Below are 21,183 nucleotides of genomic sequence, written 5' to 3'. Positions count from 1 at the left end.
GCAGTTGTCAGGGTAGACGCAGTCATGACCCCAAGCCTCCCCGAAAAGCAAAAAGGCGCCGCCGCCATCGAGTTCGCGCTGGTGTTCGTGATTTTTTTCGCGGTGCTCTATGGGCTGGTCAGCTACAGCCTGCCGCTGCTGATGATGCAGTCATTCAACGCGGCGACGGCCGAGGCGGCACGACAAGCGGTGGCGGTTGATCCGAACGCCGCAGGCTACCCGGCCTTGGTTCAGACCACGGCCAAGGCCGCCGCGCAGCAGAGGCTGGGCTGGATCCCGACGGCGCTGAACTTTCAGAACGGTGATATCACCACGCAGTTTACCGCGGCGAAAGTGCTCACCGTCACGATCAGCTATCCAACTTCGAGATTGCGCAACGTTCTGCCTTTCCTGGTCCTGCCCGGTATCGGCACGGTGCCCAGCCTGCCCGACACTCTCACCTCGACCACGAGCATGCAGTTTTGAACTCAGGGGAGAAGCTGTTCGGGCGCCTGCTCGGCCGGGCGGGCGAACCGGCTCCTGTCCTGCTGCCCGAGCCGACCACCTCCTCGGCGGGGTTGCAGATCCAGCTCGACGAAGAAGGGCACGTCCTCAGCGTGGGCGGCCCGTTGCGCCACGGGCTCGCAGCATTGCCCCATGGCAGGCCGTATCGGCTACGTGACCTGCTGGCGCTGTCCAGCCGGCTGTCGGTGGAAGGCGTGCCGGCCGATTGGCTCGGGCACAGCCTCGACCTGGACTTCAATGGCCTGGCCGGGCAAGTCGTGCAGACCCGCGGTTGGCTCCAGTCGCATCAGGGGGGCTGGCTGTTGCAGGCGCTGGATATCGGCGACCTGCTCAGGCACAACCAGGTTTCGGAGAGCCGCGAACACCTTCAGCATTTCGCCGCACAGCTGAGCGAGCAATTGCGCCTGTGCAGCCTGGCGCGCCTGCCGCAGGTGCTGGCGGATCAACTGCAGAGCCTCGCCCAGCGCTGGCACATCCCCTGCGTGGCCCTGGCCCTGCTGGACGAGTCGCAGCAACAGTGGCAGATCCACAGTCACTACCGGGGTCACGATGCGCCGACGCTCTGGCACACCGGCCAGGCCCTGGGCACCGGCCTGGACAGCCTCAACGGCATGGCGCCGTTGCGCCTGGGCGTGCGCGATGGCTTGAGCGAGCACCTGCGCCTGCAGGGATTCATGGGCAATGCCGATGGTTTCCTCGTGCCCTTTCGCGATGACCATGGCGTGGCCGCCTGGCTGCTGTGCGGTTTCTACCCGGTACAACAACGGGCACCGGAGCTGACGGACCAGGATTGGCTGCTACTGGCGGCGGCCCTGGCCGCGCCGCTGCTCAGCCGCTGGCGCCAGCAGCGTCATCATCTGCAACTGGAACGCCTGGACGTGTTGCAAGGGCTGCTGGGGACGGGCTGGTGGGAGTGGTCGCCGGCCAGGGACGAATTGCAACTGGCGGCGTCATTGGCGATGGGCCTGGGGCTTGGCGAGACGGCCTCGATAGTGTCCATGGACGAATGGCTGGCCCTGATCCATCCCGCTGATCGCCAGGAACTGGCCAGCCGCATGCGCGACTTGCAGCAGGGCAAGGACATGCTGCTCTGCGTGCGCCTGTACCAGGAAGATCCGGCCGGCGCTGCCCGCTGGTATCGACTGCAGGGGCAGGCGCTGGGGGCAGGCGAGGCGCAGCGCATCGTCGGCTTCATGCTCGATATCAGCGACGTCAAGAACCAGGAACAGGCCGCCGCCGCCGCCCATGCGCGGCTGGACAACCTGATCGCCAGTTCGCCGGCGGTGATCTATGTCCAGCGCTATGTCGAAGGTGCCCTGGTCCCGGTGTTCTTCAGCGACAGCCTGCTGCCGCTGCTCGGCCTGGCATTGGCCGACTGTGCCGGGGGCGGCCTGGTGCAATGGATTCACCCCGAGGACCGCGATCGTTATTTCGAGCGTACCCGCCAGCTGTTGCGCGAGGGCCATGTCAGTTGCCGCTACCGGATCCGCGACAAGGGCGGCGAGTACCACTGGCTGCTGGATGAGGCGCGACTGTTGCGCGATGACCTGGGCTTGCCGGTGGAAGCGGTGGGCTTGTGGATGGATGTCACCGAGGCGACCCTGGCCGCCGAGCGGATCGAGAAAAGCGAGGAACGCTACCGGATCCTGGTGGAGGATTCGCCGGCGATGATCTGTCGCTACCGCCCGGACCTGACCCTGATTTTCGGCAACAAGCCCCTGGCAGGCTACCTGGAATGCGCGCCCGAGCAACTGCCAGGGGTGAACCTGGGGAGCTGGATGTCGCCGGAGCAACAGGCGGCGTTTGTCCAGCGCCTGGCCCAACTGACCCCCGAACAGCCGGTGAGCACCGCGGAAATCAGCCTGCAGTTGCCAGGGCGCGAGCATGCCTGGTGGATCTGGTCGGACCGTGGCGTGTTCGATGAACAGGGGCAGTTGCTCGAAGTCCAGGCCGTGGGCCGCGACAACACCGAGGTCCGTCGCTCCCAGCAGCAACTGACCCAGAGCGCGAAAATGGCCACCCTCGGCGAGATGGCGACCGGCCTGGCCCACGAGATCAACCAGCCGCTGAACGTGATGCGCATGGCCATCGTCAACGTGCTCAAGCGCCTGGGCAACGGCGATGTGCAGATCGACTACCTGCAGGACAAGCTCAACCGCATCGACGCCCAGGTCCAGCGCGCGGCGCGGGTGGTCGACCATATGCGGGTGTTCGGCCGTCGTTCGGAAATCGAGGCCGCGCCGTTCAACCCCGTGCAGGCGGTGGAAGGCACGCTGTCGCTGCTGAGCGAGGGGATGAAAGGCAAGGGCGTAGAGTTGCGCGTGCCGCCGATCGAGTTCGAGGTCCAGGTGCGCGGCTTTGTCGATCAACTGGAGCAGGTGCTGATCAACCTGATGGTCAATGCCCGGGATGCGCTGTTGAGCAAGCGCGAGAAAAACCGCGATTTCGAGCCGTGGATCTCGGTCACGGCCGAGCGCGATGAGCGGGTCGTGCGGCTGATCGTCGAGGACAACGGCGGTGGCATCGATCCCCGGTTGCTGGAACGGATCTTCGAACCGTTCTTCACCACCAAGCCGGTGGGCATCGGCACCGGCTTGGGGCTGTCGGTGAGCTACGGCATCGTCGAGAACATGGGCGGGCGCATGACCGTGCGCAATGGCGACGATGGGGCGCGGTTCTGTGTGGAGTTGCCGCTGGTGTTGACGGACTAGATCACCAGTTCGGCCCGTCCCGGTGGCTTGCAACTGAGGTTGGCGCCGACTTCGATCTGATTCAGGTTGATACCAAGATTATTGAGTAATCCGTTCAAGATCGGATTGAGTAGCGGTGTTAGCACGTCGCTGATTATGCCCCCCAGAGTGGTGTTCAGATCGTTGAGAACGTTGCCGATCCCTGTCAGCAAGCTGCCCAGGACATTCGAACCTGTCGGTTTGTAGATATTCAACTTCAGGCCTGTGAGTGCCCCGGTGAGATCTCCCACGATGTTGGAGGTGGGTTGCGTCCAGTATTGCGGAGGTTGTTTGATTTCCGGCGGCTGGTTGTACTGGTGGGTACTGCGGTTTGCCGTGGCATTACCAGCCGTGCTGTCGATGCTCAATCCAATCCCTCCTCCATAAAATGGAACTCGGGTGGATGGGATGCAGCCTCCCAAAAGCGAGCACGTAACTACGCCAATATCCACCAGGGGGAGCGGCGCTACAACTATGTCGCTCGAAGAGTCAAATGCGTGTGAAGGGTCGAAGGAGCCGACTTTTACCTTGACCAGCGAAGCATTGGTTTGTGTAGTCAGTGTCTTGGTCGCGTCATTCAAACAAGTGAATCCGGTAACGTGGCTGTCGGCACTACCGACCTCGAGATCAATATTGATGCTGGCGGTGGGCAGCACTTTAAGGTCGGTCCTCTGACACGATACCGGGCAAAGTAGACTGTTCAATGCACCCACGATGTTCAGGTGCAGAAGATTGTTCAACGTATCCGAGAGTGTTCCCACGAGCCCCGTCAGCACGCCGTTGACGAGAGGAGTATCCAGTACCGGCAGGCTCAATGTGACGATCGTCCGTACTTGGGCAGTGCGGACATAAATCTGACTGGCAGGATCATTGGGGTTATCGATGGCTGTCTGCGGATTACCTGTCGCGGAAAGCTGAGGAGGCTCGATGACTTGCACTTTGACGCCGCCATTGAGCAATCCCGGGATGCTGAGCGGTATGCTCGCGACGGCGCCGTTCTTGGTATTTGCCAACTGGACGAATGCTTCGACCAGTTGAAAGACTTGAAGGGTGGCGTCCAGTCCGGAGGACGGCGTTGCGGTTTGCAGTTTGAGCAAGTCGCCTAACTTGACCTGGGTATTGCCCACCGCAGCTTTGAGGTCGGTCAGCCCGCTGACTGCGATGCTGGTCGTCGTCCCTCCCGCCGTCAAGACCGTAATCGCTGTATCAATCAGCCGTGTCAGGGTGGTATTGGTGCTGAGAACACTGTTGTAGTCTCCGGCAGACAGGTGCAGATCGATTGCCAGTTGGTTCATGTAGCTCAGCAGGTTGATATTGGTATCGACCAGGCCTTGCCAACCCGCCACGCTCAGATTGAGGTTGCCCCCCAGCATCTGACCGAGCAACAGGTTGAGGGCCGCTGATTTGCTCGAATCGACCGTGACCAGCGTGCTGCGAATGGTCAACTGTGCCAGCGGCGGCAAAGGTTTTGGGGAGGCAACGGCGGTCGCCGTCAGTGTCGTGTTCAGGTTGGCGGCGCCGGAGAACAGTGCACCTATGCCGGCTGCAATACTGGTGGGGACAGTCCTGGTGGCGACCACCCGGATGGCCTGGGATTTCGTGGCGTCGGCGGAGAAGGTTCGAATATTGTTGGCGCCGGTCACCAGTGTTCCGCAGGTCGTGGTGAGCGTGCGATTGCCGTTGGCGACGACAAAGGCATTGCGTACGGCATTCTGATTGGCATAGCTGGCAGCTGTAACGTCCGGCGCGACGCAATTTCCCCCCCGGCTCATGGCTTCCAGCGCCGCCGAATCCGCTACTCGTTGCAATGAGCGCTTTTCCAGATACAACCGCCCGCTATCAACCACCACCACCATGCACAACAGCGCCAGCCCCAGGGTCAGGGCGGCCATCAGGCCGATTGCGCCGCGTTGCCTCGACGGGCCGCGGAACGCCATTGGACGGCGAGGGAAAGACATCGAGCACTCCTTTGCCGGCGCATGGCCGAGCGCTTACTTTCCTGTATTGCATGGCAGTGTAGTCAAGGCTGGAAGGGGGGGCTGGCGAGTCGCCGGTTTGGCGACTGATGGAAGGCGGGAGGGGCAGAAGTGTATTGGCGCCTGGGCTGCCGCTAGCTGCTAGCGGGGCGGATAGTTCGCCATCACCTGGGCCACGGTCTTGTTGATGGCGGCGCTGCGCTCGGCCGGGGTTGGCGTTTCGTTGACCACCTGCTCGGCACTGCCGCGCCAGACCAGCTTGCCGTCCTTGCCATCGAGCAGGTCGACCTGGATCGTCGCGACCTGATAGTCGACATTGCGGGTTTCGCTGTATCCCGGGCCGCCCCAGAAGCCGCCGCCACGCCATGGGCCACCCCAGCCACCGCCGTAGTTGGTGCTGATCTGCTGCTGGCGGTTGTCGACGATCAGGTAGGCCTGCACCCGCACATCGGCCTTGCCACCGGCCGGTGCAGGACGCAAGCCACGCTGGTCGAGCTGTTCACTGACCGCCTGGCGGATGCGTTGCTCGGTCAGGTCACTCTTGATCCGTGGATCGTCCGGCCGATATTGCAGGGCGGGTTCTTTCCAGCTCCAGCTGCGATACGCCGCGAAATCGCGGCTGGCGTCGAAGTCGTGGCTGACCTGGGCGGTTTGGCAGGCACTGAGCAGCACAGCGAAAGCTACTAAAGCGAGACGGCGGAACATGATTTTTCTCCGGTTGCCTGGCGAGGTTGTCTAGCTGGGTGGATACGCGGCCAGGGCTTTGTGCACCGCTTCGCGCAAGGCATCCGCGCGTTCGAGCTGGTTGCCCTGGCTGCTGGTTTCAGCACTGGCGCTCCAGACCGGCTGACCGGTCGCGGCGTCGAACAGGCTGATGCGCGCTACGAGCACCTGGACTTCATAGGTGCGCACGATCGGCACGCTGTTATACATACCGTAGCGGTTTCCGTACGGACCACCACCGTAGGCGCCGGCATAGCCATAGTCTTCCTGGACCTGGCGCAGGCGTTTTTCCAGATGCACGTCGGCACTGACCCGCAGGTCTGCCGGGGCACCGGCGCGACGCGGCCGCAAACCCTGCTCGTCGAGGGCGTTGCCGACCATCTCGGCCAGTTGCGCCGAATCGGCCCAGGTCGTGCCGGCGGGCAGCCGGTCATTGAGCCAGGCCCAGGTGCGATAGCGGCCATAGTCGCGGGCCGGTGCCGGGTACGCGCTCAGGTCCAGGGTCCCGGCCGCCTGCGGTGGGGCCGGCGGGATCGGCCGCGAGTCGGCGGTATAAGGGTTCGGGCTCGAACAGGCGGCGAGCCCCAGGCACAGTGTCAACAGGACAAAACGGCGATTCATTGCATCCTCCGCATCACACCGGACGGCAGATCCAGTGCAGGTAACGCCCAAGCCCGGCAAAGCTTGGGTGACGACGATGGGCCAGCTCCATTTCCAGCAGGTCGATCAGTTCGGCACGGGCCTGGAACTCGACCGGCATGTAGTCGTGGAAGACCCGCACGCCACTCTGGGTCTCGACTGCCCACAGGCCTTCGAGTCGCGCCGCCAGCTCCCGTGGATCGAGGGGCTGCTGCGGGGTCAGGCTCTGCTTTTCGCCGGCCATGTCGTTCTTGCGCATCTTGCGGAAATGGCCCTTGAGCAGATTCCGGTAGATCAGCGCATCACGGTTGTAGAAGGCCAGGGACAGCCAACCCTGTGGTCGCGTCAACTGGTGCAGCACCGGCAGGATCGCATGGGGTTCGGCCAGCCATTCCAGCACCGCATGGCACAGCACCAGGTCATAGGGCTCGGTGAGTTGCCCGAGCAGGTCCTGCCAGGGCGCCTGGATAAAGGTCGCCGGCTGGCCGGCCTCGGCGAAGCGCTGGCGTGCCCCTTCGAGCATCGGCTCGGCGGGTTCGGCGAGGGTGACCTGGTGACCGCGCTCGGCCAGCCACAACGACATATGGCCCAGCCCGGCACCGATGTCCAGTACCCGCAATGGCCGGTCCGGCAGGGTTTCGGCGAGGTCGGCCTGGAGCACCGCCAGGCGGATCGCCCCCTTGGCACCGCCGTAGATCTTCTCGGCGAAGCGCGTGGCCAGTTGATCGAAATGACGGTCGCTCATTGGGCAAACCGCCGTTCGCTGTCGGCCAGCTTGGCCCGCACCACTTCGTTCATGTCCAGCCCCAGTTCGCTGCACAGCAGCAGGAGATAAAGGATGATGTCACCGACTTCCTGCCCGGCATGGGCCAGCTTTTCCGCCGGCAACTGGCGCGACTGGGCTTCCGTCAGCCACTGGAAGATCTCCACCAGCTCGGCCATTTCCACGCTGGCGGCCATCGCCAGGTTTTTCGGGCTGTGGAATTGTTTCCAGTCGTTGCGATCACGGATGCCGTGCAGGCGTTGGGTCAGTTCGTCGAGGTTCATGCGCAGTGTTCTCCTTCAAGGCGACTAGCTTCCGGCGGATGAGAACGGGAAGCAAGGGCCTTGCTACTGGGAGAACACCGCGGGCGGATGAAATATTCATCACGGTCAGCAAGCTGTCAGCTTGGCGGTCGTGGCTCAGCCGATGGGATGCCAGTTGCCGGTCATGTGCTCCAGCTCTCCGGCGCCGGTCAGGCGCAGTTCCCCGCTCGATCCCGGCGCACTGGCATACAGCAGCACTTCGTTGGGCAGGCGCACCGGCTTGCGGAAGGTCACGTCGATTTCGATATTCGCCGCTGGCAGGTGATTGCCCAGGGCGGCCAGCGTCCGCGCCTTGTTCCACAGGCCATGGGCGATGGCCTGGGGAAAGCCGAACAGCCTGGCACTGAGAGCGCTCAGGTGGATTGGGTTGTAGTCGCCGGAAACCCTGGCGTATTGGCGGCCGATATCGGCCGGGCATTGCCAGCGGGTCAGTTCGGCCAGTTCTCCAGGTTGCCGGTCGACTTCCTCGGGCGCATCCCCCGCCAGCTCGACTCCGCGGCAGAGCATGCGGCTCTCGGCTTCCCACAACGGCCCCAGGGCATCGTCGACCTGGGTCAGCAGGTCGAAGGTCGCGCCCTTGGCATGGGGCTGCAGGTTCTGCACCTGGACGCCGACCCGCAGGCTGGTGACCCCGCCCAGCGGACGCAGGATGCGGATGCGGTTGCTCAAATGGACCAAGCCCATCAGGGGGAAGGGAAAATCCTTGGCGGTGAGCAACTGCATTTGCAGGGGAAATGCCAGCACATGGGGATAGGTCGCCGGCATCAGGCCGGTATCGGCAAATCCACAGACCTTGCGGTAGGCCGCCAGACGCTTGGTGTCGACGGTGACCCAGCAGCACAGGCCCTCGGCCGGCAACTGGGTACCGGTGATCTTGCGCCGCCGGGCGGCCCGTACGTACAACCCCGGCAGCCCGGGGGCAATGGTCAGGTACTGCCAATTCACTTGCATGTTCAGGCCCCCAATACACTTTGTCCGCAGACCCTCAAGGCTTGACCGCTGAGCGCTCCCGAGCCCGGCTGGGCGAGCCAGGCCACCGCCTCGGCGACGTCCTGGGGCAGGCCGCCCTGGCCCAGGGAGCTCATGCGTCGTCCGGCTTCGCGCAGGGCGAAGGGAATATGCGCGGTCATCTGTGTCTCGATAAAACCGGGGGCCACGGCGTTGATGCTGATGCCGCGTTCGCCCAGCAGCGGGGCCCAGGCCTGGGCCAGGCCGATCAGCCCGGCCTTGCTCGCGGCATAGTTGGTCTGGCCGCGATTGCCGGCAATGCCGCTGATGGACGCCAGCAGGATCACCCGGCCGGCATCGTGCAGGGTGCCGCTGTCGAGCAGGGCGCGGGTCAGCACCTGCGGGGCATTGAGGTTGACGGCCAGTACCGCGTCCCAGAACTCGGGCGTCATGTTCGCCAGGGTCTTGTCGCGGGTGATGCCGGCGTTGTGGACGAGAATATCGAGGCCATCGGGCAGTTGCTCGACCAGTTGCGTGGCGGCGTCTTCGGCACAGATGTCCAGGGCAATGCTGCGCGCGCCGAGACGGGCGGCGAGGGCATCGAGGTCGGCCTTGGCCTGTGGTACGTCCAGCAGGATGATCTCGGCGCCGTCGCGGGCCAGGGTTTCGGCAATCGCCGCACCGATACCGCGCGCCGCGCCGGTGACCAGCGCCTTGCGCCCGGCCAGCGGGCGGCTCCAGTCCTGGACCTGGCTGGCGCAGGCCGCCAGGTGCAGCACCTGGCCGCTGACGTAGGCGCTCTTCGGCGACAGAAAGAAGCGCAGTGCGCCTTCGAGCTGATCTTCGGCATCCTCGTCGACCCGCAACAACTGCAAGGTGCCGCCGTTGCGCAATTCCTTGGCCAGCGACCGGCTGAAGCCCTCCAGGGCCCGTTGCGCACTGGCCGCGAAAGGATCGCGCAGGCTTTGCGGGGCGCGGCCGAGGATCACCACATGGGCGCAGGACTCCAGGTTCCTCAGCAACGGCTGGAAGAATTCGCGCAACTGCTTGAGCTGGTCGGTCTGCACAATCGCGCTGGCGTCGAATACCAGGGCCTTGAGCTTCGGTCCGTGGCCGGGAATCCAGGCGGTGCATCCCGGCACGTCGCTGCCGTAGCTATAGACGGCATCGGTCAGCCGCAGGGCGAATGCGCCGACTTTTGCCGCCAGTGGCCCGCCGCCCAGGAGCAGGGCGCCTTCCACCGGTCGCAGGCGTCCGGCTTGCCAGCGTTCCAGGCGTGTCGGCGCCGGCAGGCCGAGGGCGCCTACCAGGCGTTGACCGATTGTCGAGTTGGCGAAGTCGATATAACGGTCAGACATGGAACGCTCTCCGGCGGCAGGGGTTCAAAGGTTGACCGCAAAGGACCGTCACTGGTTCGTTTTGCAGGAAAGGGCCTACTCTTTTAGCGGCAATGTCACTCAAATAATAGGGAGTTTTTTATGAATTCGTTGCGCCGTGTTGCCATTATCGGGGGCAACCGCATCCCGTTCGCCCGCTCCAATGGCCCTTATGCCACCGCGAGCAACCAAGCGATGCTGACGGCGGCGCTGGAGGGCCTGATCGAACGCTTCAACCTGCATGGCCTGCGCCTCGGTGAAGTGGCGGCGGGGGCGGTGCTCAAGCATTCGCGGGATTTCAACCTGACCCGCGAGTGCGTGCTGGGCTCGCGGCTGTCGCCGCAGACCCCGGCCTACGATATCCAGCAGGCCTGCGGCACCGGGCTGGAAGCGGCCCTGCTGGTGGCGAACAAGATTGCCCTGGGGCAGATCGAATGCGGTATCGCCGGCGGCGTCGACACCACATCCGATGCGCCGATCGGGGTCAACGAAGGCCTTCGACAGATCCTGTTGCAAATCAATCGAAGCAAAAGCACCGGCGACAAGCTCAAGGCGCTGCTGCAATTGCGCCCGCATCACCTGAAGCCGGAACTGCCACGCAACGGCGAGCCGCGTACCGGGCTGGCCATGGGGCAGCACTGCGAGTTGATGGCGCAGACCTGGAACATTCCCCGTGGCGAGCAGGATCAACTGGCCCTGGAAAGTCACCAGAAGATGGCCGCGGCCTATGCCGAGGGCTGGCATGACGACCTGCTCACGCCCTTTCTCGGCCTGACCCGCGACAACAACCTGCGTGCGGACCTGACCCTGGAAAAGCTCGCGGCGCTCAAGCCGGTGTTCGAGCGCAGCGCCAAGGGCACGCTGACGGCGGGCAACTCCACGCCGCTGACCGACGGTGCCTCGCTGGTGCTGCTGGGCAGCGAGGAATGGGCCAGGGAGCGCGGGCTGCCGGTCCTGGCCTATCTGCGTGACGGCGAAGCGGCGGCGGTGGACTTCGTCAAGGGCGCCGAAGGGCTGTTGATGGCGCCGGCCTATGCGGTGCCGCGGCTGCTGGCGCGCAACAACCTGACGCTGCAGGATTTCGACTACTACGAGATCCACGAGGCTTTCGCCGCCCAGGTCCTGTGCACCCTGAAGGCCTGGGAAGATCCCGAGTACTGCAAGACCCGCCTGGGCCTCGACGCGCCGCTGGGCTCGATCGACCGCGGCAAGCTCAACGTCAAGGGCAGTTCCCTGGCGGCCGGGCATCCGTTCGCCGCCACCGGCGGGCGGATCGTCGCGAGCCTGGCGAAGCTGCTCGACACGGCGGGCCAGGGGCGCGGCCTGATTTCTATCTGTGCCGCCGGTGGCCAGGGGGTGACGGCGATTATCGAGCGGTGAGGCCGCCAAAAGCTTCGCGGTCTCTGTGGGAGGGGCTTGCCTCTGAAGCCTTTGGCGCATCCACTGGCCTCTTCGCGGGCAAGCCCGCTCCCACATAAGCCCGCTCCCATACAAGCTCTCTCTCACACAGGGCTGCTCTCATACAGGGCCGCTCACTGGGATCGCAAAGAGGTTTTCAAAGGCATTGTCAGGCGGGAGGTTCTTGGCCTAAGGTCGCACCCGCCAGCCATCGCGCGACATAAGGGTGATCCATGCCGACCAACGGACAACGTGGTCCCGAAAGACAGATTCCCGTGCTGTCGGCCCTGCCGCGCCCGCTCTATGCCCGTGCCGAAAGCCTGAATGCCGGCTCCTGGACGCCGCGCCACCGCCATGACTGGGTACAGTTTTCCTATGCCATCAGCGGCGTGCTCGGGGTGCATACCTCCGAAGGCAGTTTCTTTGCCCCGCCACAGTGGGGCGTGTGGATTCCGGCCGGGCTGGAGCATGAGGTGGTGACTTCGATGCAGGCGGAAATGCGCAGCCTGTATGTGCGCCGCGAGGATTGCCCGTGGGCGGCGGAGCGCTGCCGGGTGCTGGAGGTGACGCCGCTGGCGCGGGAACTGATCAAGAGCTTCTGCCTGCTGCCGGCGGATTATCCCCAGGAGGGCAGCGCCCAGGCGCGGTTGGTGCAGGTGTTGCTGGACCAGTTGGCGAGTCTGCCGGAGGTCGGCTTTTCCCTGCCGTTGCCCCGCCATCCGCGGTTGTTGGGATTGTGCAACGAGTTGATCGAAAGCCCGGAGCAGGGCGTGACCTTGAGCGAATGGGCGGTGCGCCTGGGCATGTCCGAGAAGACCCTGATGCGCCTGTTCCAGCGCGAGACCGGCCTGAGCTTTCGCGGCTGGCGCCAGCGCATGCGCCTGCTGTCGTCGCTCAGTGCCCTGGAAGAGGGCGACAGCGTGACCCGGGCCGCGCTGTCCTGCGGCTATGACTCCACCTCGGCGTATATCGCGGCCTTCAAGGGCCTGTTCGGTTATACGCCGGGAGAGTTGTTCCGCTAGTCGCCCCCGACTCAGGTCCGGAAGCGTTTCACCAGGCCATCCAGCTCGCTGGACAGACCCGCCAGGCTCTGGGAATCGAGCCGTGCCGAGTTCGCCAGTTCCGCCACCAACTGCGCATCGCCATGGATCTGGCTGATATGCCGGTTGATGTCTTCGGCCACCTGATGCTGTTCTTCCGCCGCCGTGGCGATCTGGGTGTTCATGTCGCGGATCACGTCCACCGACTCGCGGATCTGCCCGAAGCTGGTGCGCGCCAGGCCGATGCGGGTCACCGATTGTTGCGAGACCTCCAGGCTGGCATGCATCTGTTGCGCGACCTGGCTGGTGCGCTTGGCCAGGTTGCCCAGCAGGCCATCGATTTCCGCCGTGGAATCCGCGGTGCGCTTGGCCAGGGCGCGCACTTCGTCGGCCACCACGGCAAACCCGCGACCCTGTTCGCCGGCGCGAGCGGCCTCGATGGCGGCGTTCAGCGCCAGCAGGTTGGTCTGCTCGGCGATGGAGCGGATCGTGCCGAGGATCGACTGGATGTTGTTGCTGTCGCTTTCCAGTTGCTGCATGGACTGGGCCGACTGTTCGATCTCCTGGCTCAACTGATCGACGCTGTGCACGGCTGCATCGATCTGCTGCTGGCCTTCGCGGGCCTGGCGCTGGCCGCTGTCGGCGGACTCGGCGGCCTGGCTGCAGGAGCGCGCGACTTCGTTGGCGGTGGCGACCATCTCGTGGAACGCCGTGGACACCATGTCCACCGCTTCACGCTGGCGCCCGGCGGCGTCGGCCATGTCGCCCGATACCCGGGTGGAATTACGCGACGAGTCGAGGATCTTGTTCGCCGACAGGCCGATATGCTGGATCAGGCTGCGGATCGCCGCCAGGAACTGGTTGAACCAGCTCGCCAGTTGCGCGGTTTCGTCGCTGCCGCGGATCTGCAGGTTCTGGGTCAGGTCGCCGTTGCCCTGGGCGATGCCTTCCAGGCCGCTGGAGACGCTGCGGATCGGCCGTACGATCAGGCTGGCGAAACTGGCGCCGACGATGGCGAAGATCACCGCGAGCACGGCGGCGATGATCGCGATCAGCCAGGTCAGCTGGTTGGCCGTGCCCATGACTTCGCTTTGCTTGACCAGGCCGATAAAGGTCCAGCCCAGTTGTTCCGAAGGCCAGATATTGGCCATGTAGTGCTCGCCGTTGAGTTCGACTTCCACCAGGCCCTTGCCGGCCTTGGCCAGGTCGGCGTAACCGCTGCCCAGGCTGCCCAGGGCCTTGAAGTTGTGTTCCGGCTGCTTGGGGTCGACCAGCAGGTTGCCGCTGTTTTCCAGCAGCATCAGGTAGCCGCTTTCACCGAGCTTGATCTGCTTGACGATCTCGGTGAGCTGCTTGAGGGTCACGTCGATGCTGACCACGCCGCCCGGGTTGCCGAGCTTGTTGGCTACGGTGCGCACGGTACTGACGTAGGTCGCGTCGTCCTGGGCCCAGTAATAGGCGGCGGTGCGCAGCGGCTTGCCCGGGTTGGCCATGGCGGTCTTGTACCAGGGGCGCTGGCGCGGGTCGTAGTTGCTCAGCTTCGGATCGTCGGGCCAGGACACGTAGCCGCCGGCTTCGGTGCCGATGATCGCGTAGGCATAGGCCGGATGGCTGGTGCCCAGGGCTTCGAGGAAGGTGTAGACCTGCTTGTCCATGTCGCCCTGGGGGACCTTGGCGGCATCGGCGCTCATGTAGGTCTTGAGGCTGCCATCGCTGTTCTTGATCAGCGGCTGGTTGGCCAGGTATTCGACGTTCTGGCTGATGCCTTCGAAGAACAGCTGCATGGCGTTGCTGACCTGGCGGATCTCCCGGCCGCTGCCGTCGGCAAAGCTGTTGCGCGCTTCGCTGCGCAGGTTCATTACCACCAGGGTGGCGACCAGCACCACCGGCAAACAGGCGACGATTGCAAACGCCCAGGTCAGTTTTTGCTTGATGTTCATCCGCGCTCCAGATTCTTCCAGATTTTTTTCTTGTGGGCCCACGACGTACCGATGGCGCGCGAAGCTGGGCTGCTGTGAAAGTCTTGCGGTGTTGAAAATCCGTTTCGCGGGCGGTGTGCTGATTGTCCGACAAACGCTCCTCTGTCTCTGAGCGCTTCGGCTCGGCCAGGAAAAAATTGAGGCCGTCTGGCGAAAATTCCCGTTTTTGCCGAGTATTCGACGGCTGGCAATGGTCGGAACTGACAGAGTGCCCACCTGGTAGTGGTCTGATGAGTGTCAGCTATTATCCTTGGGGCTCGTGGATTTGCCGCGGTAATCTGGCACATTGAGTGCATTGGAGAACATTCGAGGTCGGCATCTTCCTTCCTGCTGTGAGAGGATGGCCGTACAACGAGTGACATTCGCGTGTTTGGTAATAAAGGACCCACAATAAAAGCTGATGAAGACTCCAAAACGCATTGAACCCCTGATCGAGGACGGTCTGGTCGACGAGGTGCTGCGCCCACTCATGAGTGGCAAAGAAGCAGCTGTTTACGTGGTGCGCTGTGGCAACGAGCTGCGTTGCGCCAAGGTTTACAAGGAGGCGAATAAACGAAGTTTTCGTCAGGCGGCCGAGTATCAGGAAGGCCGCAAGGTGCGTAACAGTCGTCAGGCCCGCGCGATGGCCAAGGGCTCGAAGTTCGGCCGCAAGGAAACCGAGGACGCCTGGCAGAACGCCGAGGTGGCGGCCCTGTTCCGTCTGGCCAGCGCCGGCGTACGGGTGCCCAAACCGTTCGATTTCCTCGAAGGCGTGCTGTTGATGGAACTGGTGGCGGACGAGTACGGCGATGCCGCGCCGCGTCTCAATGACGTGGTCCTGGAGCCGGACCAGGCGCGCGAGTACCACGCGTTCCTGATTTCGCAGATCGTGCTGATGCTGTGTACCGGTCTGGTGCACGGTGACCTGTCGGAGTTCAATGTGTTGCTGACGCCGGATGGCCCGGTGATCATCGACCTGCCCCAGGCGGTGGATGCGGCCGGCAACAACCACGCGTTCAGCATGCTCGAGCGTGACGTCGGCAACATGGCCTCCTATTTCGGCCGGTTTGCCCCGGAACTGCGGCGCACCCGTTATGCCAAGGAAATGTGGGCCCTGTACGAGGCGGGCACCTTGCATCCGGCCAGCGTCCTGACCGGCGAGTTCGACGATCCGGAAGAGCTGGCGGATGTCGGTGGCGTACTGCGCGAGATCGAAGCGGCACGTTTCGACGAAGAACGTCGCCAGGCCATCCGTTCGGCAGACGACGCCCCGCCGGGCAAGCTGGCCGAAGAGCCGCCACCGCCCTGGATGCAGCACTGATCGTGTTGCTGATCGTTCCCACGCTCTGCGTGGGAATGCCTCTCAGGATGCTCCGCGTCCGCTCTTGTGACGCAGAGCGTCACGGGCTGCATTCCCACGGGGACCGTGGGAACGATCAACGATCCTGGGGCGGGCTCAGGTTGGCTCGCAACAGTTCCCCGATGCCAGGTCCTTGAGGATCGGGCAGTCCGGGCGGTGATCGCCCTGGCAGTGCTCCACCAGGTCCTGCAGGGTATCGCGCAGCCCGGCGAGTTCGCTGATCTTGCGGTTCAACTCGTCGATATGTTGCCGGGCCAGGGCCTTCACGTCGGCGCTGGCGCGCTGGCGATCCTGCCACAGCGTCAGCAACTTGCCGACTTCCTCCAGGGAAAACCCCAGGTCCCGCGAGCGCTTGATAAACGCCAGGGTATGCAACTCGTCCGCTCCGTACAGGCGATAGCCGCTGTCCGTGCGCGTGGCTGCCTTGAGCAGGCCGATGGATTCGTAATAACGAATCATCTTTGCGCTCAGCCCGCTCTGGCGGGCTGCTTGGCCGATGTTCATGCCATCTCCTTCAGTCGAGGTCTTCGGGTTTCCAGGTCTTGAGCAGCAAGGCATTGCTGACCACGCTGACGCTGGAAAGGGCCATGGCCGCCCCCGCCAGCACCGGGTTGAGCAGGCCGAAGGCGGCCAGCGGGATACCGATCAGGTTATAGACGAATGCCCAGAACAGATTCTGCCGGATCTTCGCATAGGTCTTGCGGCTGATTTCCAGCGCCGCCGGCACCAGCCGTGGATCGCCGCGCATCAGGGTAATGCCGGCGGCATGCATGGCGACATCGGTGCCGCCGCCCATGGCGATGCCGATATCCGCGGCGGCCAGGGCGGGGGCGTCATTGATGCCGTCGCCGACCATGGCGACGACGCCGCTCTTCTTCAGTTCGCTGACCGTGGCGGCCTTGTCCGCCGGCAGCACTTCGGCATGCACATCGCGGATACCCAGGGCTTCGGCGACCACCCGGGCGCTGCCGCGGTTATCGCCGGTCAGCAGGTGGCTGCTGATATGGCGCGCCTGCAACTGCTCGATGGCCTGCCGGGCACCTGGCTTGAGGGTGTCGCCGAAGGCGAACAGGGCCAGCACCCGTGGCTGTGGACTCTGCTCGATCAGCCAGGACAAGGTGCGGCCCTCGGCCTCCCAGGCGCTCGCCGTTGCCTCCAGGGTTCCGGCCGCCAGGCCGCTTTCGTCCAGCAGGCGGCGGTTGCCCAGGGCCAGGGCACGGCCGTCGAGTTCGCCGGCGATACCGCGTCCGGTCAATGAGCGGCTGTTATGGATATCCGCCACTGCCAGGCCACGTTCCGCGCAGGCATCGAGTACCGCCTTGGCCAGCGGGTGTTCGCTGCCACGCTGAAGAGCGCCGGCCAGTTGCAGGGCGAGTGCTTCGTCACCGTCCACGGCGCTGAAGTGGGCAATCCGCGGGGTGCCGGAGGTCAGGGTGCCGGTCTTGTCGAAGACCACGGCGCTGACTTCATGGGCGCGCTCAAGGGCTTCGGCATCCTTGATCAGGATGCCATGGCGCGCGGCGACGCCGGTACCGGCCATGATCGCGGTCGGGGTGGCCAGGCCCAGGGCACACGGGCAGGCGATCACCAGCACCGCCACGGCATTGATCAGGGCGGTCTCCAGGGGCGCGCCGTGCAGCCACCAGCCGACCAGCGTCGCCAGGGCCAGCAGCAGTACGCTCGGGACGAATACCTGGCTGACCTTGTCCACCAGCTTCTGGATCGGCGCCTTGGCCGCCTGGGCGTCCTCCACCAGGCGGATGATCCGTGCGAGCACGGTTTCCGCCCCCAGCGCCTGGGTCTTGACCAGCAACCGGCCTTCACCGTTGATGGCGCCGCCGGTGACCTTGTCTCCCGGCTGCTTCGGCACCGGCAGGCTTTCACCGCTGATCAGGGCCTCGTCGGCATGGCTCTGGCCTTCGACCACTTCGCCATCCACCGGAAAACGTTCGCCGGGCTTGACCAGCACCAGGTCGTCGAGGCGCAAGGCACTGATGGCGACGTCCTGTTCGCGGCCGTCGATCACCTGGATCGCCCGTTCCGGGCGCAAGGCTTCGAGGGCACGGATGGCGCTGGCGGTCTGGCGCTTGGCGCGGCTTTCGAGGTATTTGCCCAGCAGCACCAGGGCGATCACCACCGCCGAGGCTTCGAAATACAGATGGGGCATATGGCCGTGGCCGGCGTTGGCCCATTGGTAGAGGCTCAGGCCGTAACCGGCGCTGGTGCCGAGGGCTACCAGCAGGTCCATATTGCCGGCTCCGGCTTTGACCGCTTTCCACGCGGCGACATAAAAGCGTGCGCCGAAGATGAACTGCACCGGCGTCGCCAGGGCGAATTGCAGCCAGGCCGGCAGCATCCAGTCGTAGCCGAAGGGCTGGGCGAGCATCGGCAACACCAGCGGCAGCGCCAGGGCGATGGCCAGCAGCAGCGACCAGCGCTCGCGGCTCAGGCGCTGCTGTTGCACCTGGGCCGTGGCGGCTTCGCTCTGACGCAGGGTGGCGGAATAACCGGCGGCGCCGACGGCGGCGATCAGCAGCGCCGGATCGACCTGGCCAAGCAATTCGAGGTGGGCCCGTTCATTGGCCAGGTTGACGCTGACGCTACGCACCCCGGCGACCTTGCTCAGGGCTCGCTCGACGCGGCCGGCGCAGGAGGCGCAGGTCATGCCGCCGATGCTCAGTTCCAGGCTCTGGCTGGGCACTTGGTAACCGGCCTGTTCGACGGCCTGCAGCAGTGCCGGCAAGCTGTCGGCGGGGGCCTGGACGCGGGCCTGTTCGGTGGCGAGATTGACGCTGACCGCGCTGGTCCCCGTTACTTTGCGCAAGGCGCGTTCGACTCTGCCGGCGCAACTGGCGCAGGTCATGCCGGCGATCGGCAGGTCGAAAAGAGTGGATTCGAGCATGGGCGATACTCCTGGAGAAGTTGCCCACAGGATCAACCTTGCCACCTTGGCAAGGTCAAGCCTCTCTTTTGCGCAGGGTTCGACTTACTGATAACCCAGCGGCACCTGCTTGAGGCGCAGTCCGTTCGGCCCGGCGACAATGGCGAACTTGCGCACATCCCCGCCATTGAGCTTGATCAGTTGCTGCGGGGCCGCCAGCATGCTCGCGTTACAGCCAGGGGCCTGGCCCGGCAGCGCCTTGAGGCGCACGGAAACATCGCCGGGCGGCAGGTTGAAGGAGGTGGCCTGTTCCTGGAACAGTCGCGCCGACAATTGATCCTGCAGGTAGACGCCGATTTCGCAAGGCGTCGAAACCTCCAGGCGCTCACGGGAGATGATCAGCACCCCGTAGTTTTCTCCGGCGGCGCTGGCAAAGGGTGTCGCACCGAAAAGGCTGAGAAGGCCGAACAGGCTGAAAACTGACCAGCGCATGGCTGAATCTCCTACGGTTGGATCGTCGATGACGAAGCTTGGCGCAGGGGCGAGCGAAATGCCAGCCCGGCAGCTTCACGAGGAACTTGACCTTGCCACGATGGCAAGCTTGAGACTGTTCCCAACCTCAATACAGGAGAAGTGTCATGCAAATCTTCAATGTCCAGGGCATGTCGTGCGGTCACTGCGTCAAGGCCATCACCCAGGCCGTGCAGGCCCGCGATCCGGCGGCCAGCGTGCAGGTGGACCTCGGGGCGAAGGAAGTCGGCGTGCAGAGCCGGTTGTCGGCCGACGAGGTCATCAGCGTGATCAGCGATGAAGGTTACGCGGTGCAGCTGGCGAGTTGACCGCTCCGATCGTTCCGCCGCTCTGCGTGGGACAGCACCAGGCCGTGCCCGGAGCGGCCTGGCAACCCCTGGAATTTCCCGGTCATTTATTTAGTTAGCGACCTATCGGAATGTTCAAGGCATCCCCGCGCAGTTAGACTAGGCGGCTGCACGCACTGCTACCGGATGCCCGATGAACCTACGATTGATCCTCATCCTCGGGGCCCTGAGCGCTTTCGCGCCCCTGGCCATCGACTTCTACCTGCCGGGTTTCCCGTCGATGGCCATCGCCTTCGGCACCGATGAAAAGCATATCCAGCTGACGCTGGCGGTTTATTTCCTCGGGCTGTCCATCGGGCAACTGGTCTACGGGCCATTGGCGGATCGCTTTGGTCGGCGGGGGCCGTTGCTGGTCGGGGTGTTCCTGTTCACCCTGGCGTCCCTGGCCTGCGCCTTCGCCCCGAACCTGGAATGGCTGATCGCCGCGCGTTTCCTGCAGGCGCTCGGCGGTTGCGCGGGGGCGGTGATTTCCCGGGCGGTGGTCAGCGACAAGTGTGACGCCATCGGTTCGGCCAAGGTCTTTTCGCAGCTGATGCTGGTGACTGGCCTGGCGCCGATCCTGGCACCGATGCTCGGCGGCGTGCTGGTCAATCTCTACGGCTGGCAGTCGATCTTTATCGTGCTGACCCTGTTCAGCGCGTTGTCCGCCGTCGCCGTGGCCCTGGGCCTGCCGGAAAGCCTGCCGGCCACTCAACCGCGGCAACCGCTGTCGGGGGCGTTGCGCCAGTACGCCAGCCTGCTGTCGGACCGGGTGTTCTTCGGCCATGCCCTGACCGGCGGGATCGCCATTGCCGGGATGTTCGCCTACATCGCCGGTTCGCCCTTCGTCTTCATCAAATTGTATGGGGTTCCCGCCGAGCACTATGGCTGGCTGTTCGGCAGCAACGCGGCGGGATTCATCCTGGTGGCGCAGATCAACGCGCGCCTGCTCGGCAAGCGCGGGCCGGCCTTTCTGCTGGCGCGTGCGGTGTGGGTCTATCTGGCGGCGGGACTCACGCTGCTGGGCATCAGCACCCTGCATACCGCGCAGCTCTGGCCGCTGCTGGTCCCGCTGTTCATCTGCATTTCCAGCCTGGGTTGCATCATTCCCAATGCGGCGGCCTGCGCCATGCGTGGCCAGGGGGCACGGGCCGGCAGCGCTTCGGCGATGTTCGGTTGCCTGCAGTTCAGCGTCGCGGCGGGCGCGGCGTCGCTGGTCGGGCTGTTGCATGACGGCAGCGCCACGCCGATGGCGCTGGTGATCGGCCTGTGCGGGGTGCTGGCGGTGATGGTTGCCATGGGGACTCGTCGTCTCGAGAACGCACGAGTCGCCCAGAGCTAGATGACGCGGATCAGCCGACGGCTTGCCGTTGCTGTTCTGGAAAGGAATGAGGGGCGTGCAGGCGTGCTTGCAGCGTGCTGACAAAGGCGCGGGCTTCGGTTTCGCTGCGGAAGGTGACCGCATGCTGATCGAGCCGGACCTGCCATTGGCTGCCGTGGGGTTTTGCTAACTCTTTTACAAGGATCTTCATGGCTGACTTCCTTTGGTTGGCAAAGGCGGCCAGTGTAAACCTGAATACGTTCGCTGGGATGACAGGGATCAAGGATCTGACTGACGGTATTTCCGCTTGTCTTGTAGGTCTTGAATGACCTGCGGGAACGGCAGGGCTATGCGCCCTGACCAAGGGTGGGAGGGGGCTTGCCCCCG

19 protein-coding genes and 1 pseudogene are annotated in these 21,183 nt (G+C 64.4%); 7 read left to right on the top strand and 13 right to left on the bottom strand.

Annotated features, from left to right (window positions below; all coding sequences use genetic code 11):
- The first annotated feature begins 24 nt into the window (after nt 1-24).
- Nucleotides 25-465, top strand: coding sequence for a TadE family protein (locus HX881_RS05040; RefSeq protein ID WP_017125604.1), 441 nt, complete (start codon nt 25-27; stop codon nt 463-465).
- Nucleotides 462-3,215, top strand: a complete 2,754-nt coding sequence (locus HX881_RS05035) for a PAS domain-containing sensor histidine kinase (protein WP_177083253.1) — start codon at nt 462-464, stop codon at nt 3,213-3,215. Before HX881_RS05040 ends, HX881_RS05035 begins: the two co-directional genes overlap by 4 nt.
- On the opposite strand, the gene HX881_RS05030 is transcribed toward HX881_RS05035, so the two are convergent.
- From HX881_RS05030 to HX881_RS05000, 7 genes are all read right to left on the bottom strand, one after another.
- Nucleotides 3,212-5,191 carry a pilus assembly protein TadG-related protein gene (locus HX881_RS05030; protein WP_177083251.1) on the bottom strand — a complete coding sequence of 660 codons (1,980 nt, stop codon included), beginning with the start codon at nt 5,189-5,191 and terminating at the stop codon, nt 3,212-3,214. The two genes, HX881_RS05035 and HX881_RS05030, sit on opposite strands and share 4 nt — an antisense overlap.
- A 159-nt stretch (nt 5,192-5,350) precedes the next feature.
- Nucleotides 5,351-5,914, bottom strand: a complete 564-nt coding sequence (locus HX881_RS05025; RefSeq protein WP_017125601.1) for a DUF4136 domain-containing protein — start codon at nt 5,912-5,914, stop codon at nt 5,351-5,353.
- Nucleotides 5,915-5,944: 30 nt separating this feature from the next.
- Nucleotides 5,945-6,553 (bottom strand): DUF4136 domain-containing protein, encoded by a 609-nt coding sequence (locus HX881_RS05020; RefSeq protein WP_177083249.1) that lies wholly within the window; start codon nt 6,551-6,553, stop codon nt 5,945-5,947.
- 13 nt (nt 6,554-6,566) lie between these two features.
- Nucleotides 6,567-7,316 (bottom strand): methyltransferase domain-containing protein, encoded by a 750-nt coding sequence (locus HX881_RS05015; RefSeq protein WP_017125599.1) that lies wholly within the window; start codon nt 7,314-7,316, stop codon nt 6,567-6,569.
- Nucleotides 7,313-7,618: a MazG-like family protein gene (locus tag HX881_RS05010; RefSeq protein WP_017125598.1), complete on the bottom strand. Its 306-nt coding sequence runs from the start codon at nt 7,616-7,618 to the stop codon at nt 7,313-7,315. The genes HX881_RS05015 and HX881_RS05010 overlap by 4 nt, the downstream gene beginning before the upstream one ends.
- 135 nt (nt 7,619-7,753) lie before the next feature.
- A complete protein-coding gene (locus HX881_RS05005) occupies nt 7,754-8,608 on the bottom strand; it encodes a MaoC family dehydratase (RefSeq protein WP_177083247.1) in 855 nt (284 codons plus the stop codon).
- A gap of 2 nt (nt 8,609-8,610) precedes the next feature.
- Nucleotides 8,611-9,963, bottom strand: coding sequence for a 3-oxoacyl-ACP reductase (locus HX881_RS05000; protein ID WP_017125596.1), 1,353 nt, complete (start codon nt 9,961-9,963; stop codon nt 8,611-8,613).
- 120 nt (nt 9,964-10,083) lie between these two features.
- Between HX881_RS05000 and HX881_RS04995 the strand changes: the two genes are divergently transcribed.
- Nucleotides 10,084-11,361: an acetyl-CoA C-acetyltransferase gene (locus tag HX881_RS04995; protein WP_177083245.1), complete on the top strand. Its 1,278-nt coding sequence runs from the start codon at nt 10,084-10,086 to the stop codon at nt 11,359-11,361.
- Nucleotides 11,362-11,612: 251 nt separating this feature from the next.
- Nucleotides 11,613-12,401, top strand: a complete 789-nt coding sequence (locus HX881_RS04990) for an AraC family transcriptional regulator (protein WP_042934928.1) — start codon at nt 11,613-11,615, stop codon at nt 12,399-12,401.
- A gap of 11 nt (nt 12,402-12,412) precedes the next feature.
- Here the strand turns inward: HX881_RS04990 and HX881_RS33120 are convergent, their stop codons facing one another.
- A complete protein-coding gene (locus HX881_RS33120) occupies nt 12,413-13,141 on the bottom strand; it encodes a methyl-accepting chemotaxis protein (protein WP_377652934.1) in 729 nt (242 codons plus the stop codon).
- A 129-nt stretch (nt 13,142-13,270) separates the two neighbouring features.
- Nucleotides 13,271-14,203: pseudogene (locus HX881_RS33115) on the bottom strand (cache domain-containing protein); the annotation flags it as partial.
- A gap of 595 nt (nt 14,204-14,798) precedes the next feature.
- On the opposite strand from HX881_RS33115, the gene HX881_RS04980 reads away from it, so the two are divergent.
- Nucleotides 14,799-15,698 carry a PA4780 family RIO1-like protein kinase gene (locus HX881_RS04980; protein WP_017125132.1) on the top strand — a complete coding sequence of 300 codons (900 nt, stop codon included), beginning with the start codon at nt 14,799-14,801 and terminating at the stop codon, nt 15,696-15,698.
- Between the two features lie 135 nt (nt 15,699-15,833).
- Here the strand turns inward: HX881_RS04980 and cueR are convergent, their stop codons facing one another.
- From cueR to HX881_RS04965, 3 genes are all read right to left on the bottom strand, one after another.
- The gene (gene cueR, locus HX881_RS04975; RefSeq protein ID WP_017125133.1) at nt 15,834-16,241 is read right to left on the bottom strand and encodes a Cu(I)-responsive transcriptional regulator; all 408 of its coding nucleotides are present in this window, start codon (nt 16,239-16,241) and stop codon (nt 15,834-15,836) included.
- A gap of 10 nt (nt 16,242-16,251) precedes the next feature.
- The gene (locus HX881_RS04970) at nt 16,252-18,639 is read right to left on the bottom strand and encodes a heavy metal translocating P-type ATPase (RefSeq protein WP_177083243.1); all 2,388 of its coding nucleotides are present in this window, start codon (nt 18,637-18,639) and stop codon (nt 16,252-16,254) included.
- Nucleotides 18,640-18,723: 84 nt separating this feature from the next.
- Nucleotides 18,724-19,110, bottom strand: coding sequence for a hypothetical protein (locus tag HX881_RS04965; protein WP_177083241.1), 387 nt, complete (start codon nt 19,108-19,110; stop codon nt 18,724-18,726).
- 146 nt (nt 19,111-19,256) lie between these two features.
- On the opposite strand from HX881_RS04965, the gene HX881_RS04960 reads away from it, so the two are divergent.
- Entirely contained in the window at nt 19,257-19,457 is a 201-nt protein-coding gene (locus HX881_RS04960; protein ID WP_017125135.1) for a heavy-metal-associated domain-containing protein, read from the top strand.
- Between the two features lie 172 nt (nt 19,458-19,629).
- Entirely contained in the window at nt 19,630-20,817 is a 1,188-nt protein-coding gene (locus HX881_RS04955; RefSeq protein WP_177083239.1) for a multidrug effflux MFS transporter, read from the top strand.
- Between the two features lie 10 nt (nt 20,818-20,827).
- Here the strand turns inward: HX881_RS04955 and HX881_RS04950 are convergent, their stop codons facing one another.
- A complete protein-coding gene (locus tag HX881_RS04950; protein ID WP_017125137.1) occupies nt 20,828-21,007 on the bottom strand; it encodes a hypothetical protein in 180 nt (59 codons plus the stop codon).
- Nucleotides 21,008-21,183 lie beyond the last annotated feature (176 nt).

The sequence above is a fragment of the Pseudomonas gingeri genome, assembly GCF_013386115.1.
Classification (GTDB): Bacteria; Pseudomonadota; Gammaproteobacteria; order Pseudomonadales; family Pseudomonadaceae; genus Aquipseudomonas; species Aquipseudomonas gingeri.
This window is presented reverse-complemented; position numbering and strand designations above follow the sequence as displayed.